Genomic DNA, 17958 nt, shown 5'->3' with positions numbered 1-17958 from the left:
CGGCCACCGCGACCGAGCTGCTTTTCTGCCGGGGGTCCGAGGGCGTGTCCCCGGGATGACGCCGCATCAGTACTCCAGCCGCTCGCGCCGGCCCAGCCGCATCACGACGGCCGCGAAGGCCAGGGTGACGACGAGCAGGGCGACACCGATCGTGGTCGCATAGGCGGCCTGTCCGTCGCGGAAGGCCGTTTGGTACACGTACAGCGTGAGAACCGTGGTCGAGTAGTCGGGTCCGCCCGGTCCCACGGTCATGATCTGCACGACCGCGAAGGACTCCGCACCCAGGGCGAGGATGCCCATGTAGACCCAGCCGGACTGCACGGTGTCCCACAGCAGCGGCAGGGTGATGCGGAAGAAGGTGGTGAACCGGCTCGCGCCGTCGAGCAGCGCCGCCTCGTAGAAGTCCTTGGGAATGGACGCCATACCGGCGGAGAACAGGACGACGAAGAATCCGACCGTGCTCCAGACCAGGACCGCCATGACGCACCACAGGGCGAGGTCCGGGTCGCCGAGCCAGTCCGGCTGGATGCTGTCGAGACCGACGGCCTGAAGGGCGCCGTTGATCGCACCGTCGTTGGGGTTGTACGCGAACTGGAACAGCAGGGCGACAATCGCGATCGACAGCACCTGCGGGAAGAAGTACGCGATTTTGTAGAACGACGAACCGCGGACGCCGGCGATGGCGGCGCCTTTCCGGCGCCGCCCGCCGACATTCAGCATGAACGCGAAGAACAGTGCGAGGCCGAGCGTCACCAGCGGCAGGAGCAGCGCGAACCAGAGGCTGTGCTGCAGTGATTTCCAGAAGATGTCGTCGTCGAGCATTCGACTGTAATTGTCGAAGCCGACCATCTTGAAGTCCGGGCTCAGGCCCGTCCAGTCCGTGAACGAATAGTAGATGGACTGGATGAACGGCCAGATGACGAAGACCGCGTACAAGGCCAAGGGGGCAGCCAAGAAGCCCACGATGAACCGGTACTTGCCGTGTTGCATGGTTACCGACCCCGATCTTCCGGCGAATGCCGCCGCTGGTGACGCCTGCTCACTGGTGCTTGTAGTGCTTGATCGACTGGTCCTTGGCCGCCGCGTCCGCGAAGCCCTGGATCTTCTTGATGGTCTCCGCGGGGGTCGCGCGGCCGGCCATCATCTCACCGAGACCGGCGACGCCGATCTGCTCCTTCTGGAGCTTCACGTACCAGTCCTGGATGCGCGGGTTGACCACGTTGTCGCCGGCCTTCTTCAGCGAGTCGACGCCGGACTGCATGGCCGTCGAGAGCGTCAGTCCGTCGGTTCCGCCGTTGAACGCCGTCAGGGACTTCACCGACGCGGTGAAACTCTTCGACGAGGCCTCGCTGAGCATGATGCGCAGCTGCTCCATACCGCCCTCGGCGTTCTTCGCCTTGGCCGGCACGATGAAGGGCTCACCGCCGGACGCCCAGATGGTGCCGAACGGCAGCTTGTCGGACGCATCCAGGCTGGAGGGCGCGGCCACCATCATCTTGAAGTCCTTGGGCGTGGTCTTCGCCGCCTCGTTCTCCACCCAGGAGCCGTTGGGGATGAAGAGCGCCTTGCCCTCGGTCCAGGCCGTCTGGGACTGGATGTGGTCGATGCCGGGCGTGCCCTTGAGGATGTAGCCCTTCTGGTAGAGCTCGTAGTACGCCTCGAACGCGGCCTTGACCGCCGGGTGCTCCCAGGCCTTCGGCTCCAGGTTGTCGATGGCGTCGAGGACCTCGCGGCCACCGATCTTGGCGATGAAGGGGTACAGCGAGAACGGCAGGTAGTACGGGTGCTTGCCCGCGTACGTCCAGCCGGCGATGCCCTTCTTCTTCGCCTTCGCGCAGAGCGCGAGCATCTCGTCCCAGGTCTCCGGGTACGCGGAGTCGAGCTTCTCGAGGTTGGTCTGCGAGTACCAGACGCCGTAGACGGTGTAGGCGTAGTAGAGGATCCAGACCGGTGCGCCGTCGAACTGGCCCATCTCGACGATGCCCGGCCGCAGGGTGTCGCGGACCTTCTTGTTGGGGTCGTCGATGGAGGGCGCGTCCAGCAGCGGGGTGAGGTCGGAGAGCTGCTTCTTGCCGACCAGGACGCCCATGTCCATCTGCTGGGCGCCGGAGTTGTCGATCAGGTCCGGCGGGGTGCCACCGTTGAAGCGCGGCTGGAGCTCCGACTGGATCTTCTGGGTGGCCCGGTGCTTGACCTTGGGGGCCTTGGGGAAGGCGGCCTGGTACTTCTTCTCGGCGTCCAGTGCGTACTGCTGGCCGAATCCGCCGTCGAAGATGACCACCTCGAGCTGCGCCGTCTCGTTGACGCCGAGCGGGTTCTTGGCGGACTTCTGGCCCTTGTCGACCTTGTCGCTGCTGCCACCGTCGCCGCTCGCGCAGGCGGACAGGAAGCTCATCGTCGGCACGGTCAGCAGGCCGAGTGCGGCAGACCGCTTGATCAGACTACGACGGCCAAGGCCCTCATTGTTGTGGGCGGAGGTGGATCCCATGCTCAAGTCCTCGCCTTCTCCAGGACTCAGGCGGTGTACCGGTCGCCCGTCCATATCGCCACAGGCGAAGGGCCCCGCCACCGCGGTCAGTTGCTGTGTTCTCCCGGGGGGAAAACCAGTGAAGCTCGGGGTCGTGCACGGTTGGCAGCGGGAACGGATCGTGTGGGGGCGGTAGTCGATACGCTCGGCCGCCCGCCTCCCCCGTCCCCCCTGGCCCGCTGCCATATAAAACAGGTATGCGGACGCCGACAGGTATAGTCCACTTCAGGTCAACGGAGCAAGATCGAAAGCAAGTTTGGGGAGCAGTCTTTCCCGAGTTGAGACCTCGACGGATACCTGGCCCCCGTGCGCGCCCATATGACCACATCATTTGCGGCGGAACGGTCGAATCCAGCCGCGCCACATCGCCAACACCCTTGACACCGCGTGGCACTTGCCTCCCTACTGGAGCCTGCGCATCGCGCTGACAACGTTGTCCGACGCGGCTTCCCCTGGAGGACAGGCCCGTGATGGCCAGACCCAGACTTCGGCAGAGTCCACTCAATGCGGCAGCCCTGGCGGCTGCCGCTTCCCTGCTTGTGGTGACGGGCCAGTCGGCCGCCGTCGCCCAGCCCGCGCCGGCGGCTCGATCCGCCGCGGCAGACCGGGAATTCACGACCTCCTTCGAGGAGGACGAACGCCAGCCCGACTGGCGCAATACCGTAGAAGTCGGCCCGGACGGAAAGAAGCGGTCATCCGGTGTCGATGGCGGCTTCTCCACCGGAATACCGGGCAATATCACCGACAAGGTGATAGAGCTCCGCGCGAGCGGCGAGAACACCGGCGCGGGAGAAACCAAGGAGAACCTGGTCGATCTTCAGCCGGGCACCAAATGGCTGGGATTCGAGCCCACCGCCTGGATCGAGTTCGACACCGACGAGCCGGTCAAGGTCGTCACGTACGCCATGACGTCCGCGAACGACCACGCCGAGCGGGACCCGAAGGACTGGACCCTCAAGGGCTCCGCCGACGGCAAGGACTGGAAGGTCCTGGACACCCGCGAGGGCCAGAGCTTCGAGAAGCGCTTCCAGACCACAACGTACGACATCGGCGCCGCCTCCGAGGTGACGGCGTACGCGCACTACCGGCTGGAGATCACCAAGAACAACGGTGCCTCGGACGCCACCCAGTTGGCCGACGTCCAGTTCTCGGACGGTGACACCAGCGCCCCGACGCCGGACGAGATGCGCAGCCTCGTCGACCGCGGACCGGCCGGCTCCCCCACCGCCAAGTCGAACGCCGGATTCACCGGAAAGCGTGCCCTGCGTTACGCCGGCAACCACAAGGCGGACGGACGGGCCTACTCGTACAACAAGGTCTTCGACGTCAACACGGCCGTCGGCCGCGACACCGAGCTCTCGTACCGGATCTTCCCCTCCCTCCCGGAGACGGATCTGAACTACCCGGCCACGAACGTGTCGGTGGACCTCGCCTTCACCGACGGCACCTATCTGAGTGACCTGCGGGCAACAGACGCGCACGGCGGGCTGCTGACCCCACAGGGCCAGGGCGCCGCCAAGCGGCTGTACGTGAACCAGTGGAACCACGTGGCCTCCCGGATCGGCTCGGTGGCGTCCGGCAAGACCGTCGACCGCGTTCTGGTGGCGTACGACTCCCCCAAGGGCCCGGCGAAGTTCCAGGGCTGGGTCGACGACATCACGCTGGCGCCGAAGGCCCCGGAGAAGCGCCTCGCGCACCTCTCGGACTACGCCTCGACCACCCGCGGCACCAACTCCAGCGGCTCCTTCTCGCGCGGCAACACCTTCCCCGCGACCGCCGTGCCGCACGGCTTCAACTTCTGGACCCCGGTCACCAACGCCGAGTCCAAGAGCTGGCTGTACGAGTACTCCCGCGGGAACAACGCGGACAATCTGCCCGCCGTGGAGGCGTTCGCGGCCAGCCACGAGCCCAGCCCCTGGATGGGTGACCGGCAGACGTTCCAGGTGATGCCGTCGGCGCTCGCCGGCACCCCGGACACCGACCGTGACAAGCGGGCGCTGCCCTTCAGGCACGAGAACGAGACCGCGCGTCCGCACTACTACGGCGTCACGTTCGAGAACGGCCTCAAGGCCGAGATGACACCGACCGACCACGCGGCGATGATGCGGTTCACCTATCCCGGTGACGACGCGAGCATCCTCTTCGACAACGTGACGAAGGAGGGCGGCCTGACCCTCGATCCGGCCACCCGTTCCTTCAGCGGCTACTCGGACGTGAAGAGCGGTCTGTCGACGGGCGCCACCCGGCTCTTCGTCCACGGCGTCTTCGACGCCCCGGTCACCGACTCGGGCGCCACCGGCGTCAGCGGTCACTTCCGGTTCGACGCCGGCAAGGACCGGAGCGTCACGCTGCGCCTGGCCACCTCGCTCATCAGCGTCGACCAGGCGAAGAAGAACCTCGCCGACGAACTCCCGGCGAGCAGCCGCTTCGACCGGGTCAAGGACAAGGCGCAGGACGCCTGGGACGAGGTGCTCGGCCGGATCGAGGTGGAGGGCGCCAACCGCGACCAGCTGACCACGCTCTACTCCAGCCTGTACCGGCTGTACCTCTACCCGAACTCCGGGTTCGAGAACACCGGCACGACGTCGCGGCCCAAGCAGCAGTACGCGAGCCCGTTCTCGCCGATGACCGGCCCGGACACGCCCACCCACACCGGCGCGAAGATCGTCGACGGTGAGGTCTACGTCAACAACGGCTTCTGGGACACCTACCGCACCACCTGGCCCGCGTACTCCTTCCTCACCCCGAAGAAGGCGGGCGAGCTGGTGGACGGCTTCGTCCAGCAGTACAAGGACGGCGGCTGGATCTCCCGCTGGTCATCGCCGGGCTACGCGGACCTGATGACCGGCACCAGCTCCGACGTCGCCTTCGCGGACGCATACGTCAAGGGCGTGGACTTCGACGCCGAGGCGGCGTACGAGGCGGCGCTGAAGAACGCGTCGGTCGTCCCGCCGTCCTCGGGCGTCGGCCGCAAGGGCATGGAGACCTCGCCGTTCCTCGGCTACGCCTCCACCTCGACCCATGAGGGGCTGTCCTGGTCGCTGGAGGGCTACCTCAACGACTACGGCATCGCCTCGATGGGCAAGGCGCTCTACAAGAAGACCAAGAACCCGCGGTACAAGGAGGAGTCGGAGTACTTCCTCAACCGGGCGCGCAACTACGTCTCGCTCTTCGACTCCGAGGCCGGCTTCTTCCAGGGCCGTGACCTCAAGGGCGACTGGCGGGTGCCGAGCGCCTCGTACGACCCGCGGGTGTGGGGCTACGACTACACGGAGACCAACGGCTGGGGCTACGCCTTCACCGCTCCGCAGGACAGCCGCGGTCTGGCGAACCTCTACGGCGGACGCTCCGGGCTCGGCAAGAAGCTCGACACCTACTTCTCGACCCCGGAGACGGCTTCCCCCGAGTTCGTCGGCTCGTACGGCAGCGTCATCCACGAGATGACGGAGGCGCGTGACGTACGGATGGGCATGTACGGCCACTCCAACCAGGTCGCCCACCACGTCACGTACATGTACAACGCGGCCTCGCAGCCCTGGAAGACGCAGGAGAAGGTGCGCGAGGTGCTCTCCCGCCTCTACACCGGCAGCGAGATCGGGCAGGGCTACCACGGCGACGAGGACAACGGCGAGCAGTCGGCCTGGTACCTGTTCTCCTCGCTCGGCTTCTACCCGCTGGTGATGGGCAGTGGTGAGTACGCGATCGGTTCGCCGCTGTTCACCAAGGTGACGGTCCGCATGGACAACGGCCGCAAGCTGGTCGTCAAGGCACCGAAGAACAGCGCGAAGAACATCTACGTCCAGGGCCTGAAGGTGAACGGCAAGTCCTGGAACTCCACCGCTCTGCCGCACGAACTGATCGCCCGCGGCGGCACCCTGGAGTTCGCGATGGGGCCGAAGCCGTCCGCCTGGGGCAGCGGAAAGAAGGCGGCCCCGGTCTCCATCACCCAGGACGACCGGACGCCGAAGCCGCGGCACGACGTGATCGAGGGTTCGGGTCCGCTGTTCGACAACTCGTCGGCGACGGAAGCGACGCTCGGCACGGTGGAGCTCCCGGTGGCGTCGAAGACGCGCGCCCTCCAGTACACCCTGACCTCCTCGGCCCGCGCCAAGGCGCCGACCGGGTGGGTGCTTCAGGGCTCGAACGACGGGGAGCGCTGGAAGGACCTCGACCAGCGGTCCGGCCAGAAGTTCACCTGGGACAAGCAGACCCGCGCCTTCACCGTCGCGCGGCCCGGTACGTACACGAAGTACCGGCTGGTGGCGGTGGGGACACCGACGCTGGCGGAGATCGAGCTGATCTCCTGACCCTGCTCTCCTGATCCGGGCACTGCCCGGCAGTGCCCGGATCAGGCCCCGGTCATACGGAAGGGCCGCACCCCCCACCGGGGGTGCGGCCCTTCCGCCGTACTGCCGTGCCTAGCTGCGGATCAGGTTCCGCAGCACGTACTGCATGATGCCGCCGTTGCGGTAGTAGTCCGCCTCGCCCGGGGTGTCGATGCGGACGACCGCGTCGAACTCCACACCCGTGTCGGTGGTGACCTTGACCGTGCGCGGCGTGGAGCCGTTGTTCAGCTCGGTCACACCGGTGAAGGAGAAGGTCTCCTCGCCGGTCAGACCGAGGGACTCGGCAGTCGCGCCCTCCGGGAACTGGAGCGGCAGGACGCCCATGCCGATGAGGTTCGAGCGGTGGATGCGCTCGTACGACTCGGCGATGACGGCCTTGACGCCGAGGAGCGCGGTGCCCTTGGCCGCCCAGTCACGGGACGAGCCGGAGCCGTACTCCTTGCCCGCCAGGATCACCAGCGGCGTGCCGGCGGCCTGGTAGTTCTGCGAGGCGTCGTAGATGAACGACACCGGAGCGTCGTCCTGGGTGAAGTCGCGGGTGTAGCCGCCCTCGGTGCCCGGCGCGATCTGGTTGCGCAGGCGGATGTTGGCGAACGTGCCGCGGATCATGACCTCGTGGTTGCCTCGGCGCGAGCCGTAGGAGTTGAAGTCGCGGCGCTCGACGCCGTGCTCCGTGAGGTACTTGCCGGCCGGGGTGTCGGCCTTGATGGCACCCGCCGGGGAGATGTGGTCGGTGGTGACCGAGTCGCCGAGCTTGGCGAGCACCCGGGCGCCGGTGATGTCCTCGACCGGGGTGGTCTCCATGGTCATGCCCTCGAAGTACGGGGGCTTGCGCACGTAGGTGGACTGCGGGTCCCACTCGAAGGTGTTGCCGGTCGGGATCGGCAGCGCCTGCCACTGGGCGTCGCCCGCGAAGACGTCCTGGTAGGACTTGTTGAACATGTCCTCGCCGATGGCGTTCGCCACGACGTCGTTGACCTCGGCCTCGGTCGGCCAGATGTCTTCGAGGAACACCGGCTTGCCGTCCTGGTCGATGCCGAGGGCGTCCTTCGTGACGTCGACCTTCATCGAACCGGCGAGGGCGTACGCGACGACCAGCGGCGGGGACGCCAGGTAGTTCATCTTGACGTCGGGGTTGATCCGGCCCTCGAAGTTGCGGTTGCCGGAGAGCACCGAGGTGACCGCGAGGTCGTGGTCGTTGACGGCCTTGGAGACCTCGTCCGGCAGCGGGCCGGAGTTGCCGATGCAGGTGGTGCAGCCGTAACCGACCAGGTTGAAGCCGACCTTGTCGAGGTAGGGGGTCAGGCCCGCCTTGTCGAAGTAGTCGGTGACGACCTTGGAGCCCGGGGCGAGGGTGGTCTTGACCCACGGCTTGCGGGTCAGGCCCTTCTCGACCGCCTTCTTCGCCACGAGCGCGGCGGCGACCATGACGTACGGGTTCGAGGTGTTGGTGCACGAGGTGATCGCGGCGACGGTGACGGCGCCGTGGTCGATCTCGTAGGTCGAGCCGTCGGGGGCGGTGACGGTCGTCGGACGCGAGGGGACGCCGTTCGTGGAGGCCGGGGCGTCGGAGGCCGGGAAGGACTCCTTGCCCGCCTCGTCGTCGTCCTCGACGTAGTTGCGTACGTCGAGCGAGAACTGCTGGGCGGCGTTGGCGAGGACGATGCGGTCCTGCGGACGCTTCGGACCGGCGATGGAGGGGACGACCGTGGAGAGGTCGAGCTCCAGCTTCTCGGAGAAGTCGGGCTCGGCGGCCGGGTCGAGCCAGAGGCCCTGCTCCTTGGCGTACGCCTCGACGAGCGCGACCTGCTGCTCGTCACGGCCGGTCAGGCGCAGGTACTTCAGGGTCTCGTCGTCGATCGGGAAGATCGCGGCGGTGGAGCCGAACTCCGGCGACATGTTGCCGATGGTGGCGCGGTTGGCGAGCGAGGTGGCGGCGACGCCCTCACCGTAGAACTCGACGAACTTGCCGACGACGCCGTGCTTGCGCAGCATCTCGGTGATCGTGAGGACCAGGTCCGTGGCGGTGGTGCCGGGCGTGAGCTCACCGGTCAGCTTGAAGCCGACGACGCGCGGGATGAGCATCGAGACGGGCTGGCCGAGCATCGCGGCCTCGGCCTCGATGCCGCCGACGCCCCAGCCCAGCACGCCCAGGCCGTTGACCATGGTGGTGTGCGAGTCGGTGCCGACGAGGGTGTCGGGGTAGGCCTGGCCGCCTCGGACCATGACCGTACGAGCGAGGTGCTCGATGTTGACCTGGTGCACGATGCCGGTGCCCGGCGGGACGACCTTGAAGTCGTCGAAGGCGGTCTGGCCCCAGCGCAGGAACTGGTAGCGCTCCTTGTTGCGGCCGTACTCCAGCTCCACGTTCTGGCCGAAGGCCTCCGCGGTACCGAACTTGTCGGCGATGACGGAGTGGTCGATGACCAGCTCGGCCGGGGAGAGCGGGTTGACCTTCGCCGGGTCGCCGCCGAGCTCCTTGACGGCCTCACGCATGGTGGCGAGGTCGACGACACAGGGCACACCGGTGAAGTCCTGCATGATCACACGGGCCGGCGTGAACTGGATCTCCTGGCTCGGCTGCGCCTGCGAGTCCCAGTTGCCGATGGAGCGGATGTGGTCGGCGGTGATGTTCGCGCCGTCCTCGGTGCGGAGCAGGTTCTCCAGCAGCACCTTCAGGCTGTAAGGGAGGCGGGCGGCCCCCTCGACCTTGTCCAGCCTGAAGATCTCGTACGACTCGTCGCCCACGCGCAGCGTGCTGCGGGCGTCGAAGCTGTTCGCCGACACGACAGTCTCCTTCATCAATGTGCGCGTACTACGTCCATGCTGCCGCCACGGCTCCTCGCCGATCCGCTAAGGTAAGGCTTAGTTAGGTAACCCTTACCGGTGGCGGCTGCGGTACGCCTTCGGCAGATATCTCGATGTCGAGATAACCCTAGTACATGACCGCGGATCGGTCATGCCTGGACTCAGGTGACGGACCTCATGCCCTGAGCGGGTCCAGGCGGGCGAACCCGGTCATTTCTCCCGAGGGCGAGGCGATGGGCGGAGGGCGGGGCAGGACGTCCGGAGCGGCGATGGGCGTCGCGGCGCGTGCGGGCTCGGCGCGACCGCGGAGACCGGGCGGTCGGTTCGGCCGCCGTGGCGCGGTCGGCGGCCGAACCCCTCGACGGCCCCAACTGTCCCTGAATGGGCAGCATCACCCGTTTGCTCATGATTCGTCACTCCGACAGGCCCCCTTCACGTGATCGCATCTCATATCTGAGATAGCGTGCCCCCATGGCAGACGACTACCTCGTACGCATCGGCAAGCTCATCCGTGACGCCCGGCAGCACCGGGGCTGGACACAGACACAGCTCGCGGAGGCACTCGGCACCAGCCAGAGCGCTGTGAACCGCATCGAGCGCGGCAATCAGAACATCAGCCTTGAGATGATCGCTCGGATCGGCGAGGCGCTCGACAGCGAGATCGTGTCCCTCGGCTATGCCGGGCCGATGCATCTGCGGGTGGTCGGCGGACGCCGGCTCTCCGGCGCCATCGACGTCAAGACGAGCAAGAACGCCTGCGTGGCGCTGCTGTGCGGCTCCCTGCTCAACAAGGGCCGCACCGTACTGCGCCGCGTGGCCCGCATCGAAGAGGTCTTCCGCCTGCTGGAGGTGCTCAACTCCATCGGCGTACGCACCCGTTGGATCAACGAGGGCCTCGATCTGGAGATCGTGCCGCCCGCCCAGCTCGACATGGACGCCATCGACGCCGAGGCCGCCCGGCGGACCCGGTCGATCATCATGTTCCTGGGCCCGCTGCTGCACAAGATGGACGCCTTCAAGCTCCCGTACGCGGGCGGCTGCGACCTCGGCACCCGCACGATCGAGCCGCACATGATCGCGCTGCGCCGCTTCGGCCTCGACATCACCGCGACGGAAGGGCTGTACCACGCGGAGGTGGAGCGGGCGACGACGCCGGACCGGCCGATCGTGCTGACCGAGCGCGGCGACACGGTGACCGAGAACGCGCTGCTGGCCGCGGCGCGGCACGACGGTGTGACCGTCATCCGCAACGCCTCCTCCAACTACATGGTCCAGGACCTGTGCTTCTTCCTGGAGGCACTCGGTGTACGGGTGGAGGGCGTCGGCACCACGACGCTCACCGTGCACGGCATCCCGACCATCGACGTGGACGTCGACTACTCCCCCTCCGAGGACCCGGTCGAGGCGATGAGCCTGCTGGCCGCTGCCGTCGTCACGGAGTCCGAACTCACCATCCGGCGCGTCCCGATCGAGTTCCTGGAGATCGAGCTCGCGGTGCTGGAGGAGATGGGCCTGGACCACGACCGCACGGCGGAGTACGCGGCGGACAACGGCCGCACCCGGCTGGTGGACCTGACGGTGCGCCCCTCGAAGCTGGAGGCGCCGATCGACAAGATCCACCCGATGCCGTTCCCGGGCCTGAACATCGACAACGTCCCGTTCTTCGCGGCGATCGCCGCGGTCGCTCAGGGCAAGACGCTGATCCACGACTGGGTCTACGACAACCGGGCGATCTACCTGACCGACCTCAACCGCCTCGGCGGCCGCCTCCAACTCCTGGACCCCCACCGCGTCCTGGTCGAGGGCCCGACCCGCTGGCGCGCGGCGGAGATGATGTGCCCGCCGGCCCTGCGCCCGGCGGTGGTGGTGCTGCTGGCGATGATGGCGGCGGAAGGGACGTCGGTCCTGCGCAACGTGTATGTGATCAACCGGGGTTACGAGGAGCTGGCGGAGCGGCTGAACTCGGTGGGGGCGCAGATCGAGATCTTCCGCGACATCTGAGGCAGCCCCGGGTCCTACCTCCTGGCGGCGTGCCGGCCGTCGGCCGTGTCACCGGAATCGTCCGGACACGGCTGACGGCCGGGAGGCCGGGCTTCAGGATGCGGTGCACGCCTGGGCGATCGACAGGCTGTTCTCGTACAGGTGGTGCCGGGTGATCCGGCCCTCCTCGACCGTGAGGTGGAGGGCGAAGGGGCCCTCGAAGGTCTTTCCCGTCGCCCGAACGGTTCCCGAGAGGTGCCCCATCAGGACGGCGTCGTTGCCGTCCACGAGGAAGGTGTCGACGGAGGCCCGTGCGTCCTCGGCCACCGTGTGCTCGGCGAGGTCGGTGAACTGGGCGGCGCACTCCGCTCCGGTGGAACGCGGGCGGATCCACGGGACGGCGGGGTTCTCGGCGAGCTGCCAGTCGACCTCGCCGGCAAAGATCTCGACGAGCCGCTCGACGTCACCGGCCACCCGGGCGGCGATGAACTCCTGGACGACGTGACGGGTGGCGTCGTCGGTGGAACTCGCGGTCGTGTCGGGGGACGTGAGAGACATGGTGCGCGCTCCTCGGGGCCTGCGCTTCCGGATCCCTCGCCGGGGATCTCGCTGACGTGTTCCACGGTGCCGTGATCGCGTCGTGGGGTCGATTACGTCAGGGGTAAAGGGACTCCCCCGCCGGAGCATCTCTCCGCGGGGTCGGGTCTCCTTCAGCCAGCCTGTTCGGCGTGCACGAAGGAGCGGCCCCCTGCAGCGCACCTTCCGCGGGCGCTGCAGGGGGCCGCTCCTTCGTCCGATTCTGATTCCGGAGCCCAGGTACGGGCGTTTCACTGGCAGTTGTCGCCTAGGCCAAGCACTCCTGGAACGGGTTCTGTTGCAGGCACTTCGGAAGCGAGTCGTCCCACTGGGTGAGCTTCTTGGTTGCCTCGGACCGTTGCTCGGACGAAGAGTTCGGGTTCTGGGCCGCCTTCATCGTGTTGTTCACCTGGTTCGCGAAGTTCGTCGCCGCCTTCTGTTGCGCTGGTGGCGTACCGGCCTTCAGAGAAGAAACCAGGATCTCCGATGTCGACTTCACGACGTTTGTCGCCGACACCTTGACCGAGGACGGTGCATCCGACTTCAGAACGTCCACCAGAACACTCGTCGTCGTCTCCACCGTGTTCGTCACCGCGACCTTCACTGCGGGCGACGCATTGGACTTCAGAACGTCCACCAGGACGCTGGTCGTCGTCTTCACCGTGTTCGTCACCGCGACCTTCACCGCGGGTGAGGCACCGGACTTCAGGACATCCACCAGAACACTCGTCGTCGTCTCGACCGTGTTCGTCACCGCGACCTTGACCGACGACGGCGCATCCGACTTCAGGACATCCACCAGAACACTCGTGGTCGTCTTCACCGTGTTCGTCACCGCGACCTTCACCGCCTGCGACGCATCCGACTTCAGCACGTCGACCAGCACGCTCGTGGTCGTCTTCACCGTGTTCGTCACCGCGATTTTGACTGCGGGCGAAGCATTGGACTTCAGGACATCCACCAGAACGCTCGTCGACTGCTCCACCGTGTTCGACACAGCGATCTTGACCGCGGGTGACGCATCCGACTTCAGGACATCCACCAGAACACTCGTGGTCGTCTTCACCGTGTTCGTCACAGCGACCTTGACCGAGGACGGCGCATCCGACTTCAGCACGTCCACCAGAACACTCGTCGTCGTCTCCACGGTGTTGTTCACCGCGACCTTGACCGACGACGGCGCATCCGACTTCCCGATGTCCACCAGAACATCCGTCGACTGCTCCACCGTGTTGGTCACTGCCGCCTTGACCTCGGGCGACGCATTCGACTTGTCGACATTCGCCAGGACATCCGACGACTGCTTCACGATGTTCGCGAGCGTGACGCGCTCTGCCAGCGGTGTGTTCGGGTTCTCGATCACCTTGAGCGTGTCGTTCAGCTTGGTTGCCGTCTCCTTGAGCTCTTGCGGGGCGTCCTGCTGATTCGTCAGTTCCTGAACGTCCTTCTTCAGGTCAGGCGTCAGCTTCTTCAGGTCCGCCTCCTGCTCCGCCGGGGGCGGCGGAGGCTGCTCCTGCTCCGCCGGGGGCGGAGGCGGAGGCTGCTGCTCCTCCTCCGGGGGCGGCGGAGGCTGCTGCTCCTCCTCCGGGGGCGGAGGCGGGGGCTGCTGTTCCTCCTCCGGAGGCGGCGGAGGCTGCTCCTGCTCCTGAGGCGGTGGCGGAGGCTGCTCTTCCTCCTCCGGCGGTGGAGAAGGAGGACTTGGTGCGGCCGGCAGCGCAGTCGCTGCTTCAGCGCGTGCTTGGGGTGCTGCCTCAGCACTCGCCAGGCCCGGCGACAGCGCGAGCGCCGCAGCCAGGCAGGAGGCACCGACAAAACGGAAGACTTGTTGCTGAGCAGTTCTCGACATGGCTGTTCCAAGTGTGCTCTGCACGTACTTTCTTGGCGCCCCGAGGAACCCGAGTCTGAAGGCGACGACGGCCCGTGGCATGGAGATCTACAGCTCAACGATGCACAGGCGATACAAGACCCACTCTTCTCCCCCTTGAGGGATCTCGCAAGGCGACCGAAATCGATGGGGGAGCTGTGTCATACAGCGGGCCCGCGGAACCCGTCTCCTGAGCGAAGCAGCCCCGTCCTCGCAGACACATCAAGGAGCGCCCCATGCCCAGGAATCGCACCCGCCTCGCCGCCGCCGGCCTCGCGCTCGTGGGAGCCGCCACCATGACCGGTGTCGCCGCGGGGACCGCCCACGCCGGGACTTCGGGGTTCTACGTGTCGTTGCAGCCGAACAGCAACGTCCGTACAGGCCCCTTCGTCGTGGCCAGACTGCTCGCCAACACGGGCCCCACGGTGGACCGCTTCTACATGGACGGCGTCTGCTATCTGGAGGGCGACCGCGTCACGGCCGGCGGCTACACGACCGACATCTGGTACCGGGGAACGGTCTTCGACAGTGCCTCCCCCGCCACCTATCGGACCGCTTGGGTGTGGGGCGGCAACGTGAACATCGGGAAGGACCCCTCCGACTCCGTCGACCAGTGCTGACACCCCTCGGCGATTCGCCCCCGGTCGCCGTCGGCCCTTCGGCCGCGTGCCGTGCGTCGCGCGCTCACCCCTCCTCCCCCGGCGCCTTGCGCCGGATCCTCACCGCCATCAGGGCCACGTCGTCCTCCGCGTGCGCCGCGTCCAGCTCACGCAGGACCTCGTCCACCAGGTCGTCCAGCGAGCCCTTCGGGTCGGGGCGGACCGCGGCCAGGCGGGCGAGGGAGACGTCGATGTCCTCGCCGCGGCGCTCCACCAGGCCGTCCGTGAACAGCAGGAGCGTGTCCCCGGGGTCGAGGGCGCGGGACACGATGTCGTAGCCGCCGACGCCGGTGCCGAGCGGGGGGCCGACCGGGACGCGGATCAGGTCCGCCACTCCCTCGCGGTCGAAGACCACCGGCGGAAGGTGGCCGGCGCTGGAGAAGGTGGCGAGTCCCCGGGCCGGGTCGAGGCGGGCCAGCAGGCAGGTCGCCGGCCGGCGGGTGTCGGCGTCGGAGATGTCCTGGTCGAGGCGGCGCAGGACGCGGTGCGGCGGGAGGTCGGCGGAGGCGAAGTCCCGCAGGGCCGAACGGTAGCTGTTCATGTCGACCGCGGCCTCGACGCCGTGGCCCATGACGTCGCCCATCGCCAGCAGGGTGCGGCCGAAGTGCAGCCGTACGGTCTCGAACCAGTCGCCACCCACCAGCGTGCCCATGCCCGAGGGCAGGTAGCGGGTGGCGAGCTGGAGGTTGGGGTGCGGCAGACCGGGGTCGGTCAGCAGGGCCCGCTGGAGTTCGACGGCCGTGCGCTGGGCCTGGGCGAACATCCGTGCGTGCTCGATGGCGACGGCCGCCCGCCGGGCCGCGGACTGGGCGATCAGCAGATCGCGGTCGGTGAAGTCGCCGTCGGCGCGGGCGAGGGTCACCGCGCCCAGGACGCGGCCCTTCAGCGCGAGTGGCAGGGCGAGCCGCCCTTCGACGAGGACCGGCCGGCCGCGCAGGACGGCCCGGGGCGGGTGGTCCGGCAGCAGCTCGACCCGCCCGGCGGAAGCCACCCGGTCCGCCACGGGGCCGTTGTGGGCTGCCGGATCCTCCGGCAGCAGGTCGACGGCGGCGGCGTCGGCGAGTTCGGAGTGCAGGAAGCTGACGACTTCCAAAAAGGTGGCCCGCTCGTCCAGGGTCGTGCCGATCCGGTCGGCGGCCTCGGCGATCCGGAGCCGGTCGGCCGTGGTGGTGGTCTCGGTGACCAAGACCACCACACCCAGTACCTCGCCGTGGACGGTGAGCCGCTCCCAGGTGCAGCGCGTGGCGGGCGTGGCGAACGAACGGGTGTGGCCGTCGGCGAGCACGGCGGCCGACAGCGGCGCGGCGCCGACACTGAGCGCCGCGCGGGCGCTGATGCTCCGGCCTTCCAGGCCGGCGCGTACTTCGCCCGAGATCCGGCAGTAGGACGGGTCGGCGAAGAGGTATTTCATGTCCGTATCGAGCACGGCGAGGCCCACCGCCTGGGACGCACCCCCGTCTCCGTCAGGCGAGTCGGCACGCACACGATCACCTCCTCCCTCACGGGCGATGATCTCAGTCTCGGGCGCCCCACGTGACACCGCATCCGGCCCGCCGGCCGTGGGACAGAAGGACCTGGTGGGAGGTGCGGTGTCAGGGGGTGGCCACTGGAGGTGGTGTCAGGGGCCGGGGGTGACCCCGCCTTTCAGCCGCTCCAGGTCGGAGGGCCGGACCTGGATCGCCAGGAGAGCGATCACGGCGGCGATCACCGTGAAGATCGCGGCCACCACGAAGGCCGCGGAGACCCCCGAGGTCAGCACCTCGTCACCCCAGTGCGCCGGCAGCTGCCCCGTACGCTGGAACATCAGCCGTTCCGCCGGGGTGGCGTTCGCCATGAAATCCCCGATCTGGTCCTCGGCCTCGTTGCGGCTGGCGGTGCCGAACACCGTGACCAGGATGGACAGGCCCAGCGAACCGCCCACCTGCTGGGTGGCGTTGAGGAGACCGGACGCCGCTCCCGTCTCGGCCGGTGCCACTCCGGAGACCGCCATCAGTGTCAGCGAGACGAACTGCATGCCCATACCGAGGCTGAAGATCAGCATGGGTCCGAGGATGCTGCCGAGATACGTGGAGTGGATGTCGGTCTGCGTCAGCCAGCCGAGGCCGATCGCGGCGAGGATCGCGCCGGTCACCATGAAGGGCTTCGGCCCGAATCTCGGCAGGAGTTGGGAGGCCAGTCCCGCGCCCACGGCGATGACGGCGCTGACGGGCAGGAAGGCGAGACCGGCCATGAGCGGGCTGAAGCCGAGGACGTTCTGGACGAAGAGCGTGAGGAAGAAGAACATGCCGAAGATCGCTGCCGCGAGGCTCAGCATGATGCCGTACGTGCCCGCGCGGTTGCGGTCGGCGAACATGTGCAGCGGTGTGATGGGCTGGGACGAGCGGCGCTCGACCATGATGAACGACGCGAGCAGCACCACCGCCGCCGCGAACGAGCCGAGTGTGACCGGATCGCGCCAGCCTTCCTGGGCGGCCCGGATGAAGCCGTAGACCAGCGCGACCATGCCGAGGGTCGAGGTCAGCGCCCCGAGGAGGTCGAAGTTGCCTGGATGGCGCTCGGACTCGTTGATGTGCCGGGGGGTCAGCAGCACGATGATCAGGGCGATCGGCACATTGACGAAGAACACCCAGCGCCAGTTGAGCCATTCGACGAGCATGCCGCCCGCGAGCAGGCCGATCGCTCCGCCGCCCGCGGACACGGCGGCGAACACGCCGAACGCCCGGTTGCGGGCCGGGCCTTCGGGGAACGTCGTGGTGATCAGCGAGAGAGCGGTCGGCGACGCGACGGCACCGCCGACGCCCTGGAGGGCGCGTGCGGCGAGGAGTTGGGCCTCGTTCTGGGCGAACCCGCCGAGGAACGAAGCGAGTGCGAAGAGCAGCACACCGAAGATGAAGACCCGGCGCCGGCCGAGGATGTCACCGGCGCGGCCGCCGAGCAGGAGCAGTCCGCCGAAGGTCAGGGTGTAGGCGTTGACCACCCAGGCCAGGCTCGTCGTGGAGAAGTCCAGCGAGCTCTGGATGTGCGGGAGCGCGATGTTCACGATGGTGATGTCGAGAACCACCATGAGCTGGCAGGACGCTATGACGAGGAGAGCTATTCCGTGGCCTTTGCCGGAGTCCGGCGTGGTGGTCGGCGAGGCGGGTGTCGGCTGCGAGCTCGTCATGGCGCATCGTGCCCTCACACAGCGGTGAGCAGACG

Annotated in this window: 10 protein-coding genes; 3 read left to right on the top strand and 7 right to left on the bottom strand. The window is 67.8% G+C overall.

What is annotated here, in order from left to right; genetic code table 11:
• Window positions 1-66: 66 nt before the first annotated feature.
• Both ACQPWZ_RS27750 and ngcE read right to left on the bottom strand, forming a co-directional pair.
• The gene (locus ACQPWZ_RS27750) at window positions 67-990 is read right to left on the bottom strand and encodes a carbohydrate ABC transporter permease (protein WP_313943546.1); all 924 of its coding nucleotides are present in this window, start codon (window positions 988-990) and stop codon (window positions 67-69) included.
• 49 nt (window positions 991-1039) lie between these two features.
• Window positions 1040-2488, bottom strand: a complete 1449-nt coding sequence (gene ngcE, locus ACQPWZ_RS27745) for an N-acetylglucosamine/diacetylchitobiose ABC transporter substrate-binding protein (protein ID WP_327679278.1) — start codon at window positions 2486-2488, stop codon at window positions 1040-1042.
• A 509-nt stretch (window positions 2489-2997) separates the two neighbouring features.
• Between ngcE and ACQPWZ_RS27740 the strand changes: the two genes are divergently transcribed.
• Entirely contained in the window at window positions 2998-6834 is a 3837-nt protein-coding gene (locus ACQPWZ_RS27740) for a GH92 family glycosyl hydrolase (protein ID WP_433572651.1), read from the top strand.
• Between the two features lie 111 nt (window positions 6835-6945).
• Here ACQPWZ_RS27740 and acnA read toward each other — a convergent pair whose 3' ends face one another.
• Window positions 6946-9675: an aconitate hydratase AcnA gene (gene acnA, locus ACQPWZ_RS27735; RefSeq protein WP_340475965.1), complete on the bottom strand. Its 2730-nt coding sequence runs from the start codon at window positions 9673-9675 to the stop codon at window positions 6946-6948.
• 477 nt (window positions 9676-10152) lie between these two features.
• Between acnA and ACQPWZ_RS27730 the strand changes: the two genes are divergently transcribed.
• Window positions 10153-11682: a helix-turn-helix domain-containing protein gene (locus tag ACQPWZ_RS27730; RefSeq protein ID WP_340475964.1), complete on the top strand. Its 1530-nt coding sequence runs from the start codon at window positions 10153-10155 to the stop codon at window positions 11680-11682.
• Between the two features lie 93 nt (window positions 11683-11775).
• Here ACQPWZ_RS27730 and ACQPWZ_RS27725 read toward each other — a convergent pair whose 3' ends face one another.
• Both ACQPWZ_RS27725 and ACQPWZ_RS27720 read right to left on the bottom strand, forming a co-directional pair.
• Complete coding sequence (locus ACQPWZ_RS27725) at window positions 11776-12219, bottom strand: nuclear transport factor 2 family protein (protein WP_405573467.1); 444 nt, start codon at window positions 12217-12219, stop codon at window positions 11776-11778.
• Between the two features lie 286 nt (window positions 12220-12505).
• A complete protein-coding gene (locus ACQPWZ_RS27720) occupies window positions 12506-14107 on the bottom strand; it encodes a hypothetical protein (protein WP_433572650.1) in 1602 nt (533 codons plus the stop codon).
• Window positions 14108-14337: 230 nt separating this feature from the next.
• On the opposite strand from ACQPWZ_RS27720, the gene ACQPWZ_RS27715 reads away from it, so the two are divergent.
• Window positions 14338-14721: a hypothetical protein gene (locus tag ACQPWZ_RS27715; protein WP_340475959.1), complete on the top strand. Its 384-nt coding sequence runs from the start codon at window positions 14338-14340 to the stop codon at window positions 14719-14721.
• A gap of 64 nt (window positions 14722-14785) precedes the next feature.
• Here the strand turns inward: ACQPWZ_RS27715 and ACQPWZ_RS27710 are convergent, their stop codons facing one another.
• Window positions 14786-16171 carry a PP2C family protein-serine/threonine phosphatase gene (locus ACQPWZ_RS27710; RefSeq protein WP_433572649.1) on the bottom strand — a complete coding sequence of 462 codons (1386 nt, stop codon included), beginning with the start codon at window positions 16169-16171 and terminating at the stop codon, window positions 14786-14788.
• Window positions 16172-16378: 207 nt separating this feature from the next.
• Window positions 16379-17923 (bottom strand): MFS transporter, encoded by a 1545-nt coding sequence (locus ACQPWZ_RS27705; RefSeq protein WP_433572648.1) that lies wholly within the window; start codon window positions 17921-17923, stop codon window positions 16379-16381.
• Window positions 17924-17958: the final 35 nt, after the last annotated feature.

This window comes from Streptomyces sp. CA-251247 (genome assembly GCF_050952975.1).
Lineage (GTDB): Bacteria > Actinomycetota > Actinomycetes > Streptomycetales > Streptomycetaceae > Streptomyces > Streptomyces achmelvichensis.
The sequence above is the reverse complement of the archived record's forward strand: the minus strand, read 5'-3'. Positions and strand labels throughout refer to the sequence as shown.